This is a genomic window from Streptomyces sp. NPDC021562 (assembly GCF_040640875.1).
Lineage (GTDB): Bacteria > Actinomycetota > Actinomycetes > Streptomycetales > Streptomycetaceae > Streptomyces.
Window position 1 is genome coordinate 11468 of sequence record NZ_JBFACN010000020.1, and the last position, 19413, is coordinate 30880.

Sequence of the window (19413 nt, forward strand, 5' to 3'; positions counted from 1 at the left end):
GCACCATGTCCGACAGCACACGGACGGGCGGCGTCGCCGACGACGTCCTCACGGCCCGCGAGCTGTACCGCTTCTACCGGGCCGGCGAGGAGGAGACACTCGCGCTGCGCGGCGTGTCGCTGAGGGTGCGTCGTGGCGAGACGGTCGCGGTCGTGGGTCCGTCCGGGGCCGGCAAGTCGACCCTGCTGGCGTGCCTTGCCGGACTCGACGAGCCCTCCGGCGGCGAGGTCCGCGTCGACGGCGTACGGATCAGCCATCGGCCCGAGACCGAGCGGGCCCGGCTGCGGGCCCGGCACATCGGCGTCCTGCTCCAGACCCGCAACCTGCTGCCGCACCTCAGCGTGCGCGACAACGTCCGGCTGCCGCAGCGGGCGCGGGGCCGCAGGGCCCCCGTCCCGGCCGGCGAACTGCTGGCCCGGGTGGGACTCGCCGACCGGGCGCACGCCCTGCCGCGCCGGCTGTCCGGCGGAGAGCTGGCGCGGGCCGGGCTCGCCGTCGCGCTGGCCAACTCGCCCGCCGTCCTGCTCGCCGACGAACCGACCGGTGAACTCGACGGCGCGACCGAGCAGTTGGTCCTGTCGATGCTGCGGGAGCGGGCCGCGGAGGGGTGCGCGGTGCTGATCGTCACGCACAGCCGGGAAGCGGTCCGTATCGCGGACCGGGTGATCACCCTGACGGACGGGAAGGCCGCCGAGGCCCGGCGCCAGGATCACGAGGAGGAACCCGATGCCGTCGGATGAGGTGCTTGTCAGCTGCGCGGACGCGGCCCTGACCTTCGGCCGTGGGCCCCAGGCGGTCGTGGCCGTGCACGGGGCCGACCTGGAGATCCGGGCCGGGGACCGGCTCGCGGTCGTCGGCCCCTCGGGGTCGGGCAAGAGCTCACTGCTGCACCTGCTCGCCGGGCTGGAACAGCCCACCAGCGGCACCGTCTCCCGGGCCAGGGCGCTCGGGCCGTACGACATCGGCCTGGTCTTCCAGGGCGACAGCCTGATACCCGCCCTGAACGTGGTGGAGAACACCGCTCTGCCCCTGGTCCTCACCGATCGTCCGGAGGGCGAGGCGCGACTGTGCGCGCTCGCGGCACTCGCCCTGGTGGACGCCGCCGACCTGGCCGACCGGCTCCCCGAGGAGATCTCCGGCGGTCAGGCCCAGCGGGTGGCCGTCGCCCGGGTCCTGGCCCAGGAGCCCCGCCTGATCCTCGCCGACGAACCCACCGGACGCCTCGACCACTCCACCGGCGGCCACGTCCTGGACGCCCTCCTGACGGCCGCCGACCACACCGGCGCGGCCCTCGTCGTCACCACCCACGACCCGGCCGTCGCCGCCCGGCTCACCGTCCGCCGGAGCATGCGCGAGGGACGCCTGCTCGCACCCGAGGAGGTGCCGTGATCACCACCTGGGCGAGCGGACTGGCCCGCCACCGCACCGGACGGCTGCTGGCCGCCCTGACCGGCGTCGCGCTCGCGGTCGCCCTGGTCGCCGCGCTCGGCTCCTTCCTCACCGCGTCGAAGGCGACGATGACCCAGCGTGCCGTGCGCTCGGTCGCCGTGGACTGGCAGGTGCAGGCGCAGCCGGGCGCCGATCCGCGTACGGTCCTGTCCCTGGTGGCCGGGACCCCGGGCACCCGCACCGCCCTGCCCGTCGGCTTCGCGCACACCAGCGGCTTCACCGCCCGCGTGCAGGGCAGCACCCAGGCCACCGGCCCCGGCATGGCCCTCGGCCTTCCTGACGGCTACCGCGCCCGGTTCCCCGACGCCATGCGCACGCTCTCCGGCTCGTCCACCGGAGTCCTGCTGGCCCAGCAGACCGCCTCCAACCTGCACGCGGCCCCCGGCGACACCATCAGTGTCCAGTTCCCCGGTGCCGGTCTGCGCCAGGTGAAGGTGGACGGTGTGGTCGACCTGCCGCAGGCCGACTCCCTCTTCCAGACCGTCGGAGCCCCCAGCCAGTCCCAGCCGACCGCGCCCCCGGACAACGTCGTCCTCCTGCCCGCCACCCGGTTCGCCGCCCTCACCCGCGGCGCCACCGGCGTCACCACCCAGATCCACGCCGCCCGCGACAACACCCGGTTGCCCTCCGACCCGGCCGCCGCGTACTCCGCCGTCACCGGAGCCGCCCACAACCTCGAAGCCCGCTCCGCCGGTACGGCCCTGGTCGGCAACAACATCGGCGCGGCTCTCGACTCGGCCCGCCAGGACGCCCTGTACGCCCAGATCCTCTTCCTCTTCCTCGGTGTGCCGGGCGCGGTGCTGGCCGCCACGCTGACGGCGGCGGTCGCCTCGGCCGGCGGCGAACGGCGCCGTCAGGAGCAGGGACTGCTGCGGCTGCGCGGTCTGCGGCCCGGCCAGATCACCGCACTCGCCGGTCTGGAGGCCGCCCTGATCGGTCTGGCCGGAGGTCTGGCCGGGCTGGGCATCGCCGCCCTCACCGGCTGTCTCGCCTTCGGCACGGCCTCCTTCGGGGCGAGCGCCGGCAGTTGGTACGTGTGGTACGGCGTCGCCTTCGTGCTCGGGGCCGCGGTGGCCGCGGGTGCGGTCCTCGTCCCGGCCCTGCGGGACCTGCGCACGGTGACCGTCGCCGACACCCGCAAGCAGGAGGACGCCCGACGCTCCCGGTCACCCTGGTGGATGCGCTACGGCCTGGACTTCGCCCTGCTGATCGGCTCGTGGCTCGTCTTCCGTGCCTCCTCGGGCAACCAGTACGCACTCGTCCTCGCCCCGGAGGGCGTCCCCAGCATCTCCGTGTCGTACTGGGCCTTTCTCGGCCCCGCCCTGCTGTGGATCGGCGCGGCCCTGCTGCTGTGGCGTCTCGTCCTGCTCTCCCTCACCCACGGCCGGCCGGCGCTGGCCCGGGTGGTCCGGCCGCTGACCGCGACCCTGGCCGGCACCACCGCCGCCGTCCTGGCCCGGCGCCGCCGCCCGTTCGCCCGGTCGGTGGTCCTGCTCGCCCTCGCCGTCTCCTTCGCGATCTCCACCGCCGTCTTCAACGCCACCTACCACCAGCAGGCCGAGGTCGACGCCCGGCTGACCAACGGCGCCGACGTCACCGTCACCGAACCTCCCGGCGCCCAGGTACCGCCCGCGGCCGGAGCAGCACTGAAGGTCTCCGGCGTACGGCACGTCGAACCCCTCCAGCACCGCTTCGCCTACGTCGGCTCCGACCTCCAGGACCTCTACGGCGTCCGACCGGACAGCGTCGCCAAGGCCACCTCGCTGCAGGACGCCTACTTCGCCGGCGGCACCGCCGACCAGCTGATGCGCCGCCTCGCCCAGCGCCCGGACAATCTCCTGGTCAGTGTCGAGACCGTGAACGACTTCCAGCTCTCCCCCGGAGACACCGTCAACCTGCGCATCCAGGACACGCGCACCAAGTCCCTGCGCACGGTCCCCTTCCACTACGCCGGCATCGCCAAGGAGTTCCCCACCGCCCCCAAGGACAGCTTCTTCGTCGCCAACGCCGCCTACATCGCCCAGGTCACCGGCGACGACTCGGTCGGCGCCTTCCTCCTCGACACCGGCGGCACGAACCAGCAGCGGATCGCCGCCCACCTGCGGGGACAGCTCGGTACCCGGGCCACCGTCACCGACCTCACCCAGACCCGCGGCACCGTCGGCACCAGCCTGACCTCCGTCGACCTGGCCGGCCTCACCCGCATCGAGCTCGCCTTCGCCGTCCTGCTCGCCGCCGGGGCCGGCGGCCTGGTCCTCGCCCTCGGACTCGCCGAACGCCGCCGGACCTTCGCCATCGCCACCGTCCTCGGCGCGCGACCACGCCACCTGCGCGGCATGGTCCTCTCCGAGGCCCTGTTGCTGGCCGTCGCCGGCCTCGCCGGAGGCGCCCTCATCGGCTGGGCCCTGTCGGAGATGCTGGTCAAGGTCCTGACCGGCGTCTTCGATCCGCCCCCCGCGGCCCTGTCGGTCCCCGCTGCCTACCTGGCACTCACCGGGGCAGCCGCCGTCGCCGCGATCCTGGCAGCGGCCCTCAACGGCATCCGTGGCAGCCACCGCCCCGCCGTGGAGGAGCTCCGCGACCTGTGAACCCGGCCCGCACCCGTGACGAGCCCCTCGTCCCGGCGGCTCCTAAGCTGTCGACCATGCGCACGCCCGCCGCACCGGACCGCAGCCGACTGCGCGTCCTCGTCGTCGAGGACGACGACACCATCGGCCGCCACCTGGAAACCGGCCTGCGCGGCCACGACTACGCCCCGACGTGGTGCCGCACCGGAGCGGGCGCACTGGCGGAGGCCGGGCGGGCACCGTACGAGGTCCTGCTGCTGGACCTGGGGCTGCCGGACATGGACGGCCTGGACGTCGCCCGGCAACTGCGCGCCCGCCTCCCCGACCTGCTGATCGTCGTGCTGACGGCACGGACGGACGACATCGACATCATCGCTGGGCTGGACGCCGGTGCCGACGACTACCTGGTCAAGCCGTTCAGCCTGACCGTGCTGCTCGCCCGGCTGCGGGCCCACCTCAGACGCCACACGGTGGCCGTGCCGGCCCGGGAGCCGGTGCGGCTGGGCGATCTGGTCGTCGACGTGACGGCCCGGCGCTGCGTCCTGCTGGGCGTCGACGTCCCGCTGCGCGCCAAGGAGTTCGACCTGCTCGCGGTGCTGGCCGCGCGGGCCGGCGAGGCGGTCTCGCGCGAGACGCTGATGGCCGAGGTGTGGGACGAGAACTGGTACGGCTCCACCAAGACCCTGGACGTGACGTTGGCGGGCCTGCGCCGGGGACTCACCGAGGCGGCACAGACGGGTGGGCGGCCGGCCCGGCTGCCGCGGATCACCACGTTGCGGGGGCACGGGTATCGGTTGGAACAGCAGCCCGGTCCGCCGGACTGAGCACGCGTCCGCGGAGCCGCGGTACGGCGAGTGCCCCCGCGGTTCACAACGCCGAGCGGCGGGCAAGCAGCCCGGGGTCCGGCGGCGAGCCGGTATAAGGACTCACGGGCGGGCGTGTCGACTGCCCATCGGGGCGTGATCGGCGGCGACTCCGGTGAAGTCGCCGCCGATCAGGTCCGTCAGCGCATGTCCGTGAGGAGGGTGCGCAGTTCGGCCTCCTGGCGGGCCGGGGGCATCGGCGGGTTCGGGTGGTCGATGCCGAAGGTCTTCAGGACCTGGTCCATCTGGGCGTCGAGGAACGTCCAGCCGGTGTTGTCCAGCGGCTGCAACGTGGCCTGGTCGGCGTCCCAGAGGTCGCGCAGCGACTGGGCGGCCGCGTGGGCGCCGCTCGCGTTCCCCGACTGCGCGTCCTTGAGCGAGGTCGTGGCGAGGGCCCGCAGCGCGTCGACCTTCTTGGCCGGGAACTTCTTCACGGCCTGGCCGGGGGCGAGGTGGACGGTGGAGGTGGCGTCGGTCTCCGGCGCCGGTCCGACGTGCGGCCGGCCGTGCGCCCAGACCAGCAGGCCGACCGTGGCGACGGCGAGGAGGCCGAAGCCCGCCAGCGCGACGCGCTCCCGCCGCGGGTCGGAGGTGGTGCCCGGGGTGTGCGTGGCGTCGTAGGTCTCGGTCACGTCGGAGCGGGTCACCGTCAGGTAGACGACGGTCGCCAGGATCAGGCCGAGGAAGATCAGGCTGGTGGTGAAGGTGCCCATGGCCAGGCCGGTCGGCTCGCCCGGCGCGGCGACCTTCGGGGAGGCGAGCCAGTCGCCGATGTTGGCGCCCAGCGGGCGGGTCAGGATGTAGGCGAGCCAGAAGGACAGCACCGGGTTCGCGCCGAACTTCCACAGCAGCGTGATCGCCGCGATGAGGCCGAGCGGCAGCAGGACCGAGACTCCCGGGCTCCAGCCGGTGAGCTCCAGGGTCCAGTCGCCGGTCGCGGTGCCGAGGGCGAAGGTGACGAGAACGGTGAGCCAGTAGAACGACTCACGCGGCAGGGTGTTGACCGAGTGGATCGAGAGGGTGCGCTCGCGCAGCCACCACGCGCCGAAGACCACGGCGAGCAGGACCGAGAACACCACGGTGCTGATCCACAGCGGCACGTTGAGCTGGTCGGTCAGGATGTCGGTGTACAGCGTGCCCGTGACACTGACGACGACCACGGTCAGCCAGTACGGGAACGGTACGTACCGCTTCAGCCGCAGCTGGACGGCGAGGACCACGACGAACACCGCGGTGAAGATCCAGGCCGTGCTCACCAGGCCGACGCCCAGTTTCATGTTGATCCAGTCGGCGAAACTCTCACCGACGGTCGTGCACAGGATCTTGATCACCCAGAACCAGACGGTGACCTCGGGAACCTTGTTCAGCATCAGCCGCCCGCTGCGGTGCGTGCGGGCTTCGCTCGTCGTTGTCATGCAATGAGGTTGGTGTGGCGAACCTGCACACAACCTGACTACGCGGCCGCCTCCGGTGTGGGGAAGGTCACCTCGACGCGACCGTGACCGGCCGCGATCGCACGGACCGCCACTCCGGCGGACGCTGCGAGCCGCTTGACCACGGCCAGTCCCAGTCCGTGTCCGTCGCCGCCGGTCACGCCCGCTTCGAAGACCCGGTCGACCTCCGCCGGGTCGAACCCCGGGCCGTCGTCGAGGACGTCGATCACGACACCCTGGGGCTGCACGCGCCCCGTGACCCAGACGCGCGAGTTCGCGTGCCGCAGGCCGTTCTCCAGCAGGGGTGACAACACGGCCACGACGAGTTCGGTGGCCACGGCGACGTCGACGTCGGCCGGGACGGCGAGTTCGATGGACCGGCCGGCGACGGCCTTTCGCGCCGCCGCCCGGAGATCGCAGCGGGTACCTCCGTCGATCCGGGTCCGGGCGGCACCGAGGATCGCGGTGATCGCCGTGTTCAGGCGGTCCACCTCGGTCAGCACGGCCTGGGGTGCCACCTGCTGACCGGAGAGCTGCGCCAGCTGTGCCTCGCCCCGCAGGGCCGTCAGGGGCGTCCGCAGTTCGTGGGCGATCTCGTCGGTGAGCCGGCGCTCGTCCGCGAGCGCGTTGTCCACGCGGTCGAGCAGGCGGTCGAGTGTCCGTCCGAGCTCCCCGAACTCGTCCCGGGGCACGCCGAGGTCGAAGCGGCGCCCGGGTTCGTGCTCGCCCCAGTCGTCGGCGAGCGCGGCCATGTCGTGGACCACCCGCAGCGCGCGGCCCACCACGAGGCGCGCGACGACACCGGCGAGCAGGATCGCGATGCCGCCCAGGATGAGCGACATCGTCAGGCTGCGCTGCTCCGACGTCTCGTACGGTGTCAGGTCGACCCGCACGACCACCATGACGTGGTGGCTTCCCTGGCGGATCGGCTTGGCGTACAGCAGATCACTGCCGACCGTGGTGGTCCGGGACTGCCCGGAGCCGACCAGCGCGTCGACGCGTTCGAGCACACCGGGCGGCACGATTCCGTCGATGAGGTGCCCGTCGGCATACACCCACGAGACCGTGTCCAGTGCTTCGTTGCCGCCCTCGATCAGCACGACGCGGCCACCGCGGACGGCCACGTTCGCCGCCGCCGCTTCGGCACGGGTGTGCGCCAGGGCGTTCGCGTCGGCGTCGGTCACCCGGCTCAGCAGCACGTGGGAGACCACCACCAGGACCGCGACGACCGCTGTCGCGATCAGCACCGCGAGCGCGACGACCCTGCCGCGAAAGCCCGTCACTCCCATCGGTAGCCCACCCCGCGGACCGTCGCCAGGCGGTCGGCCACGCCCAGCGCACCGAGTTTGGTCCGCAGCCGGCGGACGAAGGAGTCCAGGGTGTTGTCGCTGACCTGCGCGCCGTGCGGCCACCCCGCGGCGACGAGGGCGTGCCGGCGTACCGCGTCACCCTGTGCGGCGATGAGCCTGCCCAGCAGCCGGAACTCGGTCGGCGTCAGGCTCTCGCTCGTAGAACCGTAGGTCACGACGTGTTTCGCGGGATCGAGGACGACGCCCCTCGGCGGGGTCGTCGCGGTCGTCCTGCGCAGCAGGGCGCGGACCCGCACCAGCAGCTCCGGGATGTCGAACGGTTTCGTCATGTAGTCGTCGGCTCCCGCCTCGAACCCCCCTACCTTGTGGTGCATGCCGTCCAGCGCGGTGAGCATCAGCACCGGGGCGTCGACGCCGCGCGAGCGCAGCGCCAGGCAGACGTCGCGGCCGTCGGCGTCCGGCAGCCCCAGATCCAGGACGACCAGGTCAGGGGCCGGGTCGAGCCGGCGCAGCAGGCCGTCCGCGGTGGCGGTGACGGCGATCGTGTGGCCGTCGTGCTCGAGCGCGCGCTTGAGGACGTCACGGACCGCCGCGTCGTCCTCGCACACCACGATGAAAGCCATGGGCAGGCCCTAACCGCGGCCGCGTCCCGGCACCGGTGTGGTGCTCGTCGGCGCGGGTGAGGGTGAGGTGCCGCCGGTCGTGCCGCCGGTCGTGCCGCCGAACAGGCCGCCGCCGGTACCGCCCCCGGTAGCGCCGCCGCTTCCCGTGGTGTCGGTGGGGCTCGGGCTGACGCAGTGCCTTCCGTGCCCGCGGCACGGTGCGGTGGTGGGGGTCGGGGTGGGAGGCGCGGTCGGGGTCGCCGGGGGTGTGCTCGGGGCCACGGTGGCGGAGGGCGTGGGCGAGGGTGCGCCGTACTCGTCCGTGGACTGGCCGAGCGCGGGTGCGGGCGGGAACTCCTGGACGGGCTGTCCCCGGAGGGCGGCGGTCATGTAGCCGGTCCATACCTCGGTGGGCATGTCGGCGCCGAAGACCTTGGCGTAGCCACCGACGCCCTGCATGGACTGGAGGCCGGCGTTCTTCGGGTCCTCCTTGAACATGCTCACGGCCGTGGTGAGCTGTGGGGTGTAGCCGATGAACCAGGCGGACTTGTAGTCGTCGGTGGTACCCGTCTTGCCGGCCGCCGGGCGGCCCAGGGCCTGGGCGTTGGTGCCGGTGCCGTTCTTGACGACGTCCCGCAGGACGTCGGTGACGGTGTCGGCGGTCGAGGCGGGCATGGCCATGGTGCCCTTGGGCTTGTCGAAGCCGGGCAGCTGCCGGCCGTCGGCGACGACCTTGGTCACCGAGTACGGCTCGTGCTGGACTCCGCCGTCGTCGAAGGTGGCGTACGCGTCCGCCATGCGGATCGCCGACGGGGTGGACGTACCGATGTAGAAGCCCGGGGTGTCGTACTGGAGGCTCGGGCGCAAAAGTCCCGCCTTCAGGGCCTCGGCCTCCACGGCGTCGTAGCCGACGTACTCGCCGAGCTGGACGTACGGGGTGTTGACCGACTGCTCCATCGCCTTGCGCAGGGTGATGTAGCCCCACTTCGTGGTGACGTCGTTGCGCTGGTGCAGGAGTCCCGTGGGGTCCTTCGCGTCCGGCAGCTCCTGGCCCTGCTGGTTCTTGATGGTGATGCCGTCGTCGCCGTCGAACTTCGAGTCCGGGGTGATGGGCGAGGCCGGCTGCCCGGGTGAGAGGACGGCGCCGTGGTCGAGGGCGGCGGCCAGGTCGAGGGGTTTGAAGGTGGAGCCGACCGGGACGCCGGTCGCGTCGGCGTTGTCCGTCCAGTGCCCCTTGTTCCAGCCGGGCCCTCCGTACAGCGCGACGAGCGCGCCGGTGGACGGATCGATCGACGCCGCGCCGACCTGGACGTCCTTGTCGGCCGTGCGGTGCTTCGGGTCGAGATGCTTCCGCTCCATCGCCGCGACGGACGCCGACAGGGCGCCCACCTTCTTCTTGTCGAAGGTGGTGTAGATCTGGTAGCCGCCGTGGCCCAGCTGCTGGTCCGTGAGGGACGTGTGGGCCTCGACGTACTTCTCCGCGGCCTGCACCAGGTACCCGGTCTGCCCGGCCATGCCCGCCGACGGCGCGTACGGCTTGGGCGTGGGGAACCCCGCCGCGAGGTACTGCTGCTCCTGGGCGGCGGTGATCTTGTGGATCTTGGCCATCCGGTCCAGCACGTACGTCCAGCGCGCCTTGGCCTGGGCCTTGGCCTGCGGGTCGGTGTCGGCGTGCATCAGCAGGCTCGGCTCGTTGACCGTGGCGGCGATGAAGGCCCCCTGGCTGACGTTCAGCTGGAAGGCGTGCACGTGGTAGTAGGTGCGGGCGGCGGCCTCGATGCCGTAGGCGTCCCGGCCGTAGTAGCAGGTGTTGAGGTAGCCCTGCAGTATCTGCTGCTTGGACAGCTGGCCGCCGATCTTCAGGGAGATCATGATCTCCCTGAGCTTGCGGGTGACCGACTGGTCCTGGCTGAGGTAGGTGTTCTTCACGAACTGCTGGGTGATGGTGGACCCCGACTGCACCTCGCCGCCCGTGGCCATGTGGTAGACGGCGCGGAGCATGCCCCGCGTGTCGACGCCCGGATCGGTGTAGAAGGTGGCGTTCTCCGCGGCGAGGAAGTCCCACTGCACCAGCTTCGGCACCTGGGCGAGGTCGACGTTCTGCCGGTTGGTCGCCCCCTGGGTGGTCATCACCGAGCCGTCCGACCAGTAGTAGGTGTTGCTCTGCGCCTGGGTGCTGGGGTTCGCGCTGGGAATGGTCGTCGTGGCGTAGGCGTAGCCGAACAGGCCCAGCAGGCCGGCGGCGAACAGCAGGAAGGTGCCCGACACCAGCTTCCACGACGGCAGCCACCGCCGGAGACCGCGCCGGCCGGCCCGCGGGTAGTCGATCAGGCTCCGTCGACGGGGGTGTCCGGCGTCCGCGTGCCGCGTGCCGGCGGCTCGGCGGGCGCGCCCCTCCCCGGACCGCGCGGCCCGGCGCGCCGCGGCCCGGCCGCCGTGGTGCGGGGCGTCGGGGCCGGGCGGTGCGGTCCGCCCCGACGGTCGGCGCCGGTGTTCGCTCATTCTCGCCACTCCTCGGTCAGCGCCCGTCCCCGTCGGCGCCGGGAGGCAGCCCACGAAGTGCGCTCTTGGGGCCTGCCGGGGCGCGCTCACACCCCCGGCAGCTCCTACATGTCGTAAGAGTAAGGTGCTCCGGCGCCGGGCCCGCAGCCGCCCCCTCGGCCGCGGGCGCGAGGCCGCGCCGGCTCCGGGGGCTCGGGGCCCGGCGCCCGCGGGCGCGGACGGCGAGCGCCAGCGCCGCGACGAGCGAGACGGCGCCGCCCAGGACCAGGGTGAAGCGGGCTCCGAGCGTATCGGACACCATGCCGACCAGGGGTGCGCCGACGGGGGTACCGCCGAGGAGGACGAGGAAGTAGACGGACAGGACCCGGCCGCGCAGCGGGGGGTCGGCGTGCAGCTGGACCAGCGCGTTGGCGGTGGTGGTCACGGTCACCGCGGCGCATCCGGTGAGGAACAGCAGGAGCAGGAACGAGCCGTAGTCCGGCATGAGGCCCTGCGCGACCTCCAGTGCGCCGAAGCCGATCGCGGTGGAGGTCAGACGGCGCCGGGTGGGCGGCTTGCCGTGGTGGGCCCAGTAGAGCGCGCCGACAAGGCCGCCGAGGGCGTAGGCGGCGGAGAGCCAGCCGAAGGCGGCGGCGCCCGTGTGGAACACCGTGACGGCGACGAGCGAGATGGTGACCTGGAAGTTGAGGCCGAAGGTGCCGACGAAGGCGACGAGACCGATCGGGAGGAGCAGATCCGGGGTGGCGGCGATGTGGCGGAGCGCCTCGCTCACCCGGGCGGGGCCCGGCCGGGCGCGGGCGGGGGCGTCCGGCGCGTCGCTACGGACGGCGATCAGGCCGTACAGGACGGCCAGGTACGAGGCGGTGTTCAGGAGGAACACCGGGCCGCTGCCGAACGCCGCGACGGCCAGGCCGGCGAGGGCCGGGCCGACGGCGCGGGCCACGTTGAACTGGGCGGCGTTCAGGCTGACGGCGCCGGCGGTGTGCTCGCGGGAGACGAGTTCGCCGATGTAGGCGTTGCGGGCGGGACCGTCCACGGCGGTGGCGGCGCCGAGGACGAGGGCCAGCGCGTAGAGGGACGGCAGGTTCACCGCTCCGGTGACCGTGAGCAGTCCCAGCAGGAGCGACTGGGCGGCCATCGCCGTCTGGGTCAGGAGCAGTGTCCGCCGCTTGGGATACCGGTCGGCCAGCACGCCGCCGGCCAGGCCCAGCAGGGTCCCGGGGAGGAACTGCAGCGCGGTCACGATCCCGACCGCGCTGCCGCTGTCGCCGGTGATGTGCAGGACGAGCAGGTCCTGGGCGGCGCGCTGCATCCACGTGCCGATGTTGGAGACCAGCTGTCCGAGCAGGTAGCGCCGGAAGTTCCGGACGGTGAGCGCGTGCGTCGCCGGCGGGCGGACGACGGCACTCATGACGTCCGGCGGGCAGACGTGCCGCCCGTGGCGGGCGCCTCGGCGTCGTCGAGGTGGTGGAAGGTCGGGTGCGGGTGCATGAGGAACGCGTGGTGGGAGATGTTCCACGCGTAGGCGCCGGCCATCGCGAAGGCGACCCGGTCGCCGACCCGCAGCCGTTCCGTCGTGATCCGGCTCGCCAGGACGTCCTTGGGCGTGCAGAGCTGCCCGACCAGCGTCACCGGCTCGTCCCTGATCTCCGGACGGTTCCAGGGCCGCGCCCAGGTCTCCCGGGGGATCACCTCGAAGGGCTGGTCGTGCTGTTTCGCGGCCGGGGTGCGCAGGTGGTGGGTGCCTCCGCGCAGGACGGCGAACGCGTGCCCCCGGCTGGACTTGAGGTCCAGGACGTCGGTGACGTACCAGCCGCAGTACGCCGTGACCGAGCGGCCGGGCTCGACGCGCAGGGTGAGGTGGGGGTGGCGGGCGAGGATCCGCCGCAGTCCGGCGCCCAGGGCGGGCCAGTCGAACACCCTGGGCGGGTGCGTGTAGTCGACGCCCATGCCGCCGCCGACGTTGACCTCGCGCAGCTCGACCCCGCGCTCGCCGGCCCAGCTCCTCGCCCAGGTGAGGATCTCGTCGACGAGCAGGAGCTGGGGCCGGGCCTGGAGGCCGCTGGCGAGGTGGAGGTGGAGGCCGCGCAGCCGGACGCCCGGGACCGACCGCATCAGTTCCAGGCAGCGGTCCAGCTGTACGGGATCCATGCCGAACGGCCCGCCGCCCATGGTCAGGGCGACCGGGCCCACGTCCACGGGCAGGTTGACGCGCAGCAGGACGTCCACGGTCCGCCCGCCCAGCAGGGTGGTCAGCAGGCGGAGTTCGTGTTCGCTCTCGATGTGCAGGCGCCCGACTCCCGCGTCCAGCGCCCGGGTCAGCTCCTGCGGGGTCTTGCCGGGACCGCCGAACGCGATCGGCGCGCCCGGGACGACGGCGCGGACGTGGTCCAGTTCGCCGCCGGAGGCCACCTCGAAGCCGTGGACGTGGGCGGCGAGCGTGCGCAGGATCCGGGGGTCGGAGTTGGCCTTGGCCGCGTAGAGCAGCTCGACGCGGTCCGGCAGCGCGGCCCGGATCGCGCGCACGTGGTCGCGCAGGCCGGGCAGGTCGTAGACGTAGGCGGGCAGGTCGTCGTCGGGCAGTGCGGCGACGAGGTCGTACGTCCCGGGCCTCACCGGACCACCTCGCGGGGGAAGTCCGCGCCGAGCGGGCTGGGCAGCGGCACGTAGGTCGCGTGCCGGTCGGCCTTGCGGGACCAGCGCAGCAGCAGGTTGGCCTTGGCCGGCAGCGGTACGCCGGACAGCAGGGCACGCAGGCGCGGCGGTTCGGCGGCGGTGCGGGCGTACGCGGCGAGGTGGTCGCGGACCAGGCCCCACAGGGCGGGTTCCAGCGTCGGGTCGAGGTCGGCCAGGGCGCTGAGCATCTCGGCGGTGTGGTTGACGAGGAGGCAGTAGGCGACCCGGTTCCAGCCGTGTTCGGGATCGTAGGTGAGGGGGCCGCGCACGGCGTCGGGGAGGTCCGCGAGGGCCTGCCGGTGACGGCCCGGCAGGAGCTTGGTGCCCTCCAGGTCGCGGAAGAACATCTGCGCGGGCGTGCCGTCGGCCCGGACGCCGACGACGACGTTCTGCAGGTGGGGTTCGAGGACGACGCCGTGTTCGAAGTAGGCGGCCAGGACCGGCGGCAGCAACAGCCCGAGATACGCGTCCCACCAGGCCAGGACGTCGCCGTCGCCGCGGGCGAGCAGCCGGGAGACATGGGCCGCGCCGGTCGGGTACTCGTCCGCCACCGCGGCGGCGAGCAGGGGTGTGACCCCGGGACGCAGATGACCGCGCAGGCCGGAGCGGACGATGACGCCGAAGCCCTCCAGGAGGGCGGTGTCGCCGGCCGGGGCGAGGGTGCGGTAGCCGGGCTCGGCCAGCAGCGCGCACCCCGGGAAGCGGTCGGTGAGCCGGGCGAAGACGGGCTGGAGCAGCCGGTTGAGGGCGACGGCCCCGGACAGCTCGTAACTCGCGTGCCTGCGGACGCAGTTGGTGAGGCGGACGTCGAGGCTGAACTTCAGGAACGTGTCGGCCTGCGGTGCGTACAGCGTCCGCACCGACGCGGTCGGCACCAGCTCCGGGCCGCCCGTGCCGGTGTCCACGACGTCCCCGGCGGCGACCGCCTCGCGGAGCCGCTCGTGGTCCTTCAGCAGCCGGTACTGCCAGGGGTGCACGGGGAGTACGGCGAAACCGGGGCCGGCCACCGGGTGCAGCGCGTCCAGCGCCTGCGGCTCGCCCTCCTCCCGTACGAGGTGCCGGCGCACGGCCAGGTAGCGCAGGCGGAAGCGGGTGCCGGTCTCCGGGCCGTACGCCAGCCAGTCCGCCGGGTCGCCGGTACGGGCCTTGGGCGTGGGATGGAAGCGGTGGCCGAACACCAGGGACTGCTCCGAGGCGACGTACGGGTCCGCGGGCGCCCGGGCGCCCGCCCGCTCCTCCAGCACGACGCGGATCGTCTCCCGGCTGTCCGCGACCTGGCCCAGGAACTCCTCGTTGGCCAGACCGGTGCGCTGTTCCAGTTCGTCCTGGATGCAGGCGGCCAGCTCGCGCCAGTCCACGCTCACCCAGGCGTCGCCGTCGAGCCGCTGCACCGGGCCCCGGAAGCGGTGCGCTCCGATCAGCGAGGTCCGCCGCAGCGCGGCACGCAGCAGCAGGCCCCGGCGGGGCAGTCGGAGCAGGAGGTGGTCGTCGACGACCGTCACCTGGTGCTCGGGGGCGGACACCTCGCGGACCAGGCAGTTGAGCAGGGTGTGGGCCGTGACGAGGTCGGCCGTCCGTGCCGGCTCGGCGGCCGGGGCGTGGGCGGCGGCGGTGCGGTCGGTGTGGGGGGCGGGGGCGGTGGTGGTGCGGTCGGTGTGGGCGGTGCCGGTGGTCATGTGGTCGCTCCTGGGGGAAAGCGGTCGGTGTCGGAGGTCAACGGCACAGCGCCAGGGGGTTGGGAACGGACGTCCATTGCGCGGCGCCCGGGTTCGCGGACAGGCGCATGGCGACGGTCGCCTTCAGCGGCATCGTGTCCCCGAAGAACGCCGCCGCGTCCTCCTGGTCCGGCAGGTCGGCGAAGACACGCCGCCCGGCCTCGGCGACCGTGCCCCACAGCGCCCGCGGCTCGGCCGCCCGGGTCCGGCCGAGGACGTCCACCAGTTCGCTGAAGACGCCGCTGACCAGGCCGCCGAAGAGCTTGGTGCGCAGCGCGCCGATGTCGTCGCCGGCGCGGCTGCCGAGCAGCGGCGGCAGCGTGAAACCGCACCGGGCCAGGCGGCGCGGGCTGACCCGGACGCCGTCCAGGTCCCGGTACAGCACCCGCACCGGCAGGCCGTCCCGCAGGACGACCAGGGTGTTCTGGCCGTGTGCCTCAAGGGCGACCCCCATGGACAGCAGCGTCAGGGCCGGCGGCAGGACGAGACCGGCGAGGTCCGCCAGCCAGCGCACCGGGTCCCCCGACACCACGGCGGCTCCGGTCGCGTGCACGGCCGTGAGCGGCACGGCGATCTCACCGGCGTCGAGGTGGCACTCGGTCGATTCGCGGATCATGGCCGTCAGGCTCGCGGACGGCTGCCCGTCCACGCGCACCGAGCCGCCGCCCAGCTCCCGCAGGACGCGCAGGCCACCGCCGTGTCCGGCCTTGTCGAGGACGGCCGCGACCAGCTCGGACAGCGGGGGCCCGTCGGCGACCTCGGCCGCGGAGATGGTGCGCCGGTAGTTGGTGACCTGGACGTCGAGCGCGGTCTTGACGTGGCAGCCGGGCAGGGCGCCGGCCAGCGGTGCGAGGGTACGCAGCGACAGCAGCGGGCGGGCCGGGATCGTCTCCTCGACGACTGCCAGGTCGCGGTGGTGCCGGAGCACGTGGTCGCGCTGCCAGGGGTGCACCGGCAGCAGGCGGGCGTCGCCGTCGCGCAGGGTCGCCGGCCAGTCGCCGGCGCCCTGCCAGCGGTCGGCCGGGACCCGGAGCAGCGCCAGCCGGACGACCGGGTGGTGTTCGGGCGCGTAGGCGAGCACGTCGGCGACGGACATGCCGGTGCGGGTCCGGCAGCAGGGGTGCTGCGGGTGGCCGTCGACGACCGCCTGCTCGGCGTCCGCCGAGTCGGCGGGAGCGGCCCTGCGGCCCGCGTTGGCGGCTCTGGCGAGGGCCAGGTTGGCGACGCTGTTGTCGAGTTCGGCCGCCAGCCGCTGCGCCGCGGCGGTGCGCAGGCCCAGCTCTGCCAGCAGCCGGACCGGGTCGCCGATCGGTCCCTGCGGCCCCGCCACGGCGAAGTCGGGCGGTACGTCGGCGAACGGCCGCGCCGCCGCCTCGGGCGCCGAGAGCGAACCGCCCCGTCGCAGGTGGACGACCAGGGATCCGGACGCACGGCGCCGCGTGGTCACACCGGGCAGGGGTTCTCGTGCGAAGGCGCCCCACAGGCGGGACAGCACGGTGGCGCGTGCTCCCGGGAGTGCGGTCGCGAAGGGCTCCACCAGGTCCGGGCGGACGCGGCGCAGTTCGTCGATGGGCATGCGGTGTCCCTGGTTCTCGCGGTGGCGGGTGGTCCGGTGGTGCTCCGGTGGCACCGACCGCCCGGCCGACGCTACGGGAAGACGATCAAGGGAACTGCCAGAGCGAAGACAGCGAGAGGGCCGCGGACACCCCTGAAACAGCCTTTCTCCCGGCGCGGGTCCGCCGGACCGCCCGCACAGGACGCCGGGGCCGACAGGCTGACCCTGGATCAGCATCCGCGCGTCACCTGGGAAACAGGGGGCGGTCGTGCGACGTCTTAACTCTCGGCTTACGCCACGCTGGCCGGACCCTTGATGTCGTCAGGAAACCGCGCCCCACCGCATGAGCCGGTCGTGGAAGATCACTGACTCGGGGGAGCTTGCGGCGTTTGCGCCACGCGCCGGGGCCGGCGTCTGTGAGCCTTTCGGCATGCGTGTCTTGCTGATCGAGGACGACGAGCGGGTGGCCGGGCCGCTGACGGAGGGGCTGCGCCGGTTCGGGTTCACCGTGGACCACGCCAGGACGGGGGCCGAGGGCCTCGCCGCGCCGGAGGCGGCGATGGTGCTGCTGGACCTGGGGCTGCCCGACATGGACGGCATCGACGTCTGCCGGGCGCTGCGGTCCCGCTCGGCCGTGCCGATCATCATGATCACGGCCAGGGACGACGAGGTGGACCGGGTGCTCGGGCTCGAACTGGGCGCGGACGACTACGTCTCCAAGCCGTTCGGTGTCCGGGAGCTCGTCGCCCGGATCCGTGCCGTCACCCGCCGTGCCCGCCCGGCCCTCGCCGACCCCCCGGGTGGCCCGGCGCAGCCCGCCGACGGCGCTGATCGTCCCGGGACGCCCGGCGTCCAGCGGATCGGCCCGCTGACCATCGACTGCCGCACCCGGCAGGTACACCTGCACCGGTCGTCCGTCGCCCTCGCGCCCAAGGAGTTCGACCTGCTCGCCTGTCTGGCGGAGGACCCGGGCGCCGTCTGCTCCCGCCGGCAGATCCTCGACACGGTGTGGGAACCGAACTTCTTCGGCCCCACCAAGACCCTGGACGTCCACATCGCCGCGCTGCGCCGCAAACTCGGCGACGCGTCCTGGATCGAGAACATCCGCGGGATCGGCTTCCGTCTCGTCCCCCCGGCGGAGATCCGGTGACCCGTCGCCTCCTGCTCAGCCACCTGAGCCTGATAGTGCTCGTCCTGCTCGCGCTCGAAGTGCCCTTCGGCGTCTTCTACGCCCGCAGTGAGCTGGCCCGCTTCTCCCGCACGGCGGAGCAGGGGGCGATGACGCTCGCCGAGGTGTGCGAGGACAAGATGGAGCACGGGCTGACGGCCGACCTGCCCGACCTCGCCCGCGCGTACGGGCGGCGGACCGGCGCCGCCGTGCTCGTCGCCGACCGCCGGGGCCGGGTCCTCACCGACACCGCCGCCCCCTCCCGGGTCGGCACGGACCTGTCCGCGGAGCCGGACATCTCCACGGCGCTGCGCGACCGCCCCGCCGTCGGCACGCGCCGGGACCCGTCCGCGGACGGTGGGCTCCTCTTGGTCACCGTGCCGGGCGGCTCCGCCCCCACCGTGGCCTGTGTGGTGCGCACGGTGTACGCGCTGGGCCCGGTCAGGGCCAGGGTGCGCACCACCTGGCTGGTCCTCGCCGCCGTCGGTCTCGCGGTCCTCGCCGCGGCCTCGCTGATCGGGTTCGCTCTCGCGCGTTCGATCACCCGCCCCGTGCAGGCCCTGGAACGCGCCACCGCGCAACTCGCCGAGGGCCGGATCACCGATCCGCCGGCCACCGGTCACGGGCCGCCGGAACTGCGCCGGCTCACCGCGTCGTTCACCCGGACCGCGACCCGGCTCCAGCACCTGCTCCAGGCTCAGCAGGCGTTCGCCTCCGACGTGTCGCACCAGCTGAAGACACCCCTGACCGCGCTCCGGCTGCGTCTGGAGAACTTCGAGCCGCACCTCGCCCCCTGCGCCCAGGACAGCCTCGACCAGGCACTCGGGGAGCTGGAGCGGCTCAGCCGCATGGTGCAGGGGCTGCTCACACTGGCCCGGCTGGAGAACACGGAGATCCGGGCGGAGCCCGCCGATCTGAACGCCGTCGTCTCCGGCCGCGCGGACATCTGGACGGCCTTCGCCGACGAACAGCAGGTCGGCATCCGGGTGACCGGAGGCACGTCCGTGCCGGTGCTGGCGGTCCCCGGCGCACTGGAACAGATCATCGACAACCTGCTCTCCAACGCGCTGCGGGTGTCCGCGCCGGGAACCGTCGTCACACTGGCCGTCATGACCGCCCCGGCACGGGGAGCGCGTACCCCGGCCATGGCCGAGCTGCACGTGATCGACCAGGGGCCCGGCATGACCGAGGCCGAACGGCACCGGGCCTTCGACCGCTTCTGGCGTGCTCCGCACGCCGACCACGACGGGACCGGCCTTGGTCTGCCCCTGGTACGGCACCTCACCCGCGCGGGAGGGGGCGAGGTCACCCTGGAGGCGGCCCCCGGCGGTGGACTCGACGCCGTGGTCCGCCTCAGGCACGCCGCATGCCACGACCCGTGCCCGGTGCCGGTCGCGCACGCCGGGCATCCCGACCCGAGGCTCTGCCACTGACCGGCCTCGGCGACCGGGCCTCCGCCCCGGCGACGGAAGCCGCGGTGGCCGGCAGGTCCGGTTGCCCGGGGCGGGTCCGGTTGCTCCGGGTGGCGTCGCGGTGCCGGCGGGAGGCTGAGCACCATGGTGAGGCCGTCAGG

At 73.5% G+C, this 19413-nt stretch carries 14 protein-coding genes; 6 read left to right on the forward strand and 8 right to left on the reverse strand.

Annotated elements, in window-relative coordinates; all coding sequences use genetic code 11:
- Nucleotides 1-5: 5 nt before the first annotated feature.
- Genes AB0G52_RS28215 through AB0G52_RS28230 form a run of 4 tightly spaced genes read left to right on the forward strand, consistent with a single transcriptional unit; the run spans nt 6 to nt 4840 of the window.
- Nucleotides 6-740 (forward strand): ABC transporter ATP-binding protein, encoded by a 735-nt coding sequence (locus AB0G52_RS28215; RefSeq protein WP_132889935.1) that lies wholly within the window; start codon nt 6-8, stop codon nt 738-740.
- Complete coding sequence (locus tag AB0G52_RS28220; RefSeq protein WP_132889936.1) at nt 727-1389, forward strand: ABC transporter ATP-binding protein; 663 nt, start codon at nt 727-729, stop codon at nt 1387-1389. The genes AB0G52_RS28215 and AB0G52_RS28220 overlap by 14 nt, the downstream gene beginning before the upstream one ends.
- Nucleotides 1386-4037, forward strand: coding sequence for an FtsX-like permease family protein (locus tag AB0G52_RS28225; RefSeq protein WP_132889937.1), 2652 nt, complete (start codon nt 1386-1388; stop codon nt 4035-4037). Before AB0G52_RS28220 ends, AB0G52_RS28225 begins: the two co-directional genes overlap by 4 nt.
- 56 nt (nt 4038-4093) lie before the next feature.
- The gene (locus tag AB0G52_RS28230; protein WP_132889938.1) at nt 4094-4840 is read left to right on the forward strand and encodes a response regulator transcription factor; all 747 of its coding nucleotides are present in this window, start codon (nt 4094-4096) and stop codon (nt 4838-4840) included.
- Nucleotides 4841-5019: 179 nt separating this feature from the next.
- On the opposite strand, the gene AB0G52_RS28235 is transcribed toward AB0G52_RS28230, so the two are convergent.
- Genes AB0G52_RS28235 through AB0G52_RS28270 form a run of 8 tightly spaced genes read right to left on the reverse strand, consistent with a single transcriptional unit; the run spans nt 5020 to nt 16693 of the window.
- A complete protein-coding gene (locus tag AB0G52_RS28235) occupies nt 5020-6294 on the reverse strand; it encodes a hypothetical protein (RefSeq protein ID WP_361339879.1) in 1275 nt (424 codons plus the stop codon).
- 38 nt (nt 6295-6332) lie between these two features.
- Nucleotides 6333-7601, reverse strand: a complete 1269-nt coding sequence (locus tag AB0G52_RS28240) for a HAMP domain-containing sensor histidine kinase (RefSeq protein WP_361339882.1) — start codon at nt 7599-7601, stop codon at nt 6333-6335.
- Nucleotides 7592-8245, reverse strand: a complete 654-nt coding sequence (locus tag AB0G52_RS28245) for a response regulator transcription factor (RefSeq protein ID WP_132889941.1) — start codon at nt 8243-8245, stop codon at nt 7592-7594. The genes AB0G52_RS28240 and AB0G52_RS28245 overlap by 10 nt, the downstream gene beginning before the upstream one ends.
- A gap of 9 nt (nt 8246-8254) precedes the next feature.
- Complete coding sequence (locus tag AB0G52_RS28250; protein ID WP_361339885.1) at nt 8255-10726, reverse strand: transglycosylase domain-containing protein; 2472 nt, start codon at nt 10724-10726, stop codon at nt 8255-8257.
- A gap of 16 nt (nt 10727-10742) precedes the next feature.
- Nucleotides 10743-12137: an MFS transporter gene (locus tag AB0G52_RS28255; RefSeq protein ID WP_361339888.1), complete on the reverse strand. Its 1395-nt coding sequence runs from the start codon at nt 12135-12137 to the stop codon at nt 10743-10745.
- A complete protein-coding gene (locus AB0G52_RS28260; protein WP_132889943.1) occupies nt 12134-13342 on the reverse strand; it encodes a type III PLP-dependent enzyme in 1209 nt (402 codons plus the stop codon). The genes AB0G52_RS28255 and AB0G52_RS28260 overlap by 4 nt, the downstream gene beginning before the upstream one ends.
- Entirely contained in the window at nt 13339-15078 is a 1740-nt protein-coding gene (locus AB0G52_RS28265; RefSeq protein WP_132889944.1) for an IucA/IucC family protein, read from the reverse strand. The genes AB0G52_RS28260 and AB0G52_RS28265 overlap by 4 nt, the downstream gene beginning before the upstream one ends.
- A gap of 37 nt (nt 15079-15115) precedes the next feature.
- Nucleotides 15116-16693, reverse strand: coding sequence for an IucA/IucC family protein (locus AB0G52_RS28270; RefSeq protein WP_361339892.1), 1578 nt, complete (start codon nt 16691-16693; stop codon nt 15116-15118).
- Between the two features lie 409 nt (nt 16694-17102).
- Here AB0G52_RS28270 and AB0G52_RS28275 point away from each other — a divergent pair, with 409 nt between their 5' ends.
- Nucleotides 17103-17822, forward strand: a complete 720-nt coding sequence (locus AB0G52_RS28275; protein WP_132889946.1) for a response regulator transcription factor — start codon at nt 17103-17105, stop codon at nt 17820-17822.
- Nucleotides 17819-19273, forward strand: a complete 1455-nt coding sequence (locus AB0G52_RS28280; RefSeq protein WP_361339895.1) for a HAMP domain-containing sensor histidine kinase — start codon at nt 17819-17821, stop codon at nt 19271-19273. Before AB0G52_RS28275 ends, AB0G52_RS28280 begins: the two co-directional genes overlap by 4 nt.
- Nucleotides 19274-19413 lie beyond the last annotated feature (140 nt).

Bases quoted from the DNA above. Each gene is read 5' to 3' on its own strand.
- AB0G52_RS28215 (WP_132889935.1), top strand. From the start codon at position 6: ATGTCCGACAGCACACGGACGGGCGGCGTCGCCGACGACGTCCTCACG.
- AB0G52_RS28220 (WP_132889936.1), top strand. From the start codon at position 727: ATGCCGTCGGATGAGGTGCTTGTCAGCTGCGCGGACGCGGCCCTGACC.
- AB0G52_RS28230 (WP_132889938.1), top strand. From the start codon at position 4,094: ATGCGCACGCCCGCCGCACCGGACCGCAGCCGACTGCGCGTCCTCGTC.
- AB0G52_RS28235 (WP_361339879.1), bottom strand. From the start codon at position 6,294: ATGACAACGACGAGCGAAGCCCGCACGCACCGCAGCGGGCGGCTGATG.
- AB0G52_RS28240 (WP_361339882.1), bottom strand. From the start codon at position 7,601: ATGGGAGTGACGGGCTTTCGCGGCAGGGTCGTCGCGCTCGCGGTGCTG.
- AB0G52_RS28245 (WP_132889941.1), bottom strand. From the start codon at position 8,245: ATGGCTTTCATCGTGGTGTGCGAGGACGACGCGGCGGTCCGTGACGTC.
- AB0G52_RS28250 (WP_361339885.1), bottom strand. From the start codon at position 10,726: ATGAGCGAACACCGGCGCCGACCGTCGGGGCGGACCGCACCGCCCGGC.
- AB0G52_RS28255 (WP_361339888.1), bottom strand. From the start codon at position 12,137: ATGAGTGCCGTCGTCCGCCCGCCGGCGACGCACGCGCTCACCGTCCGG.
- AB0G52_RS28265 (WP_132889944.1), bottom strand. From the start codon at position 15,078: ATGACCACCGGCACCGCCCACACCGACCGCACCACCACCGCCCCCGCC.
- AB0G52_RS28270 (WP_361339892.1), bottom strand. From the start codon at position 16,693: ATGCCCATCGACGAACTGCGCCGCGTCCGCCCGGACCTGGTGGAGCCC.
- AB0G52_RS28275 (WP_132889946.1), top strand. From the start codon at position 17,103: ATGCGTGTCTTGCTGATCGAGGACGACGAGCGGGTGGCCGGGCCGCTG.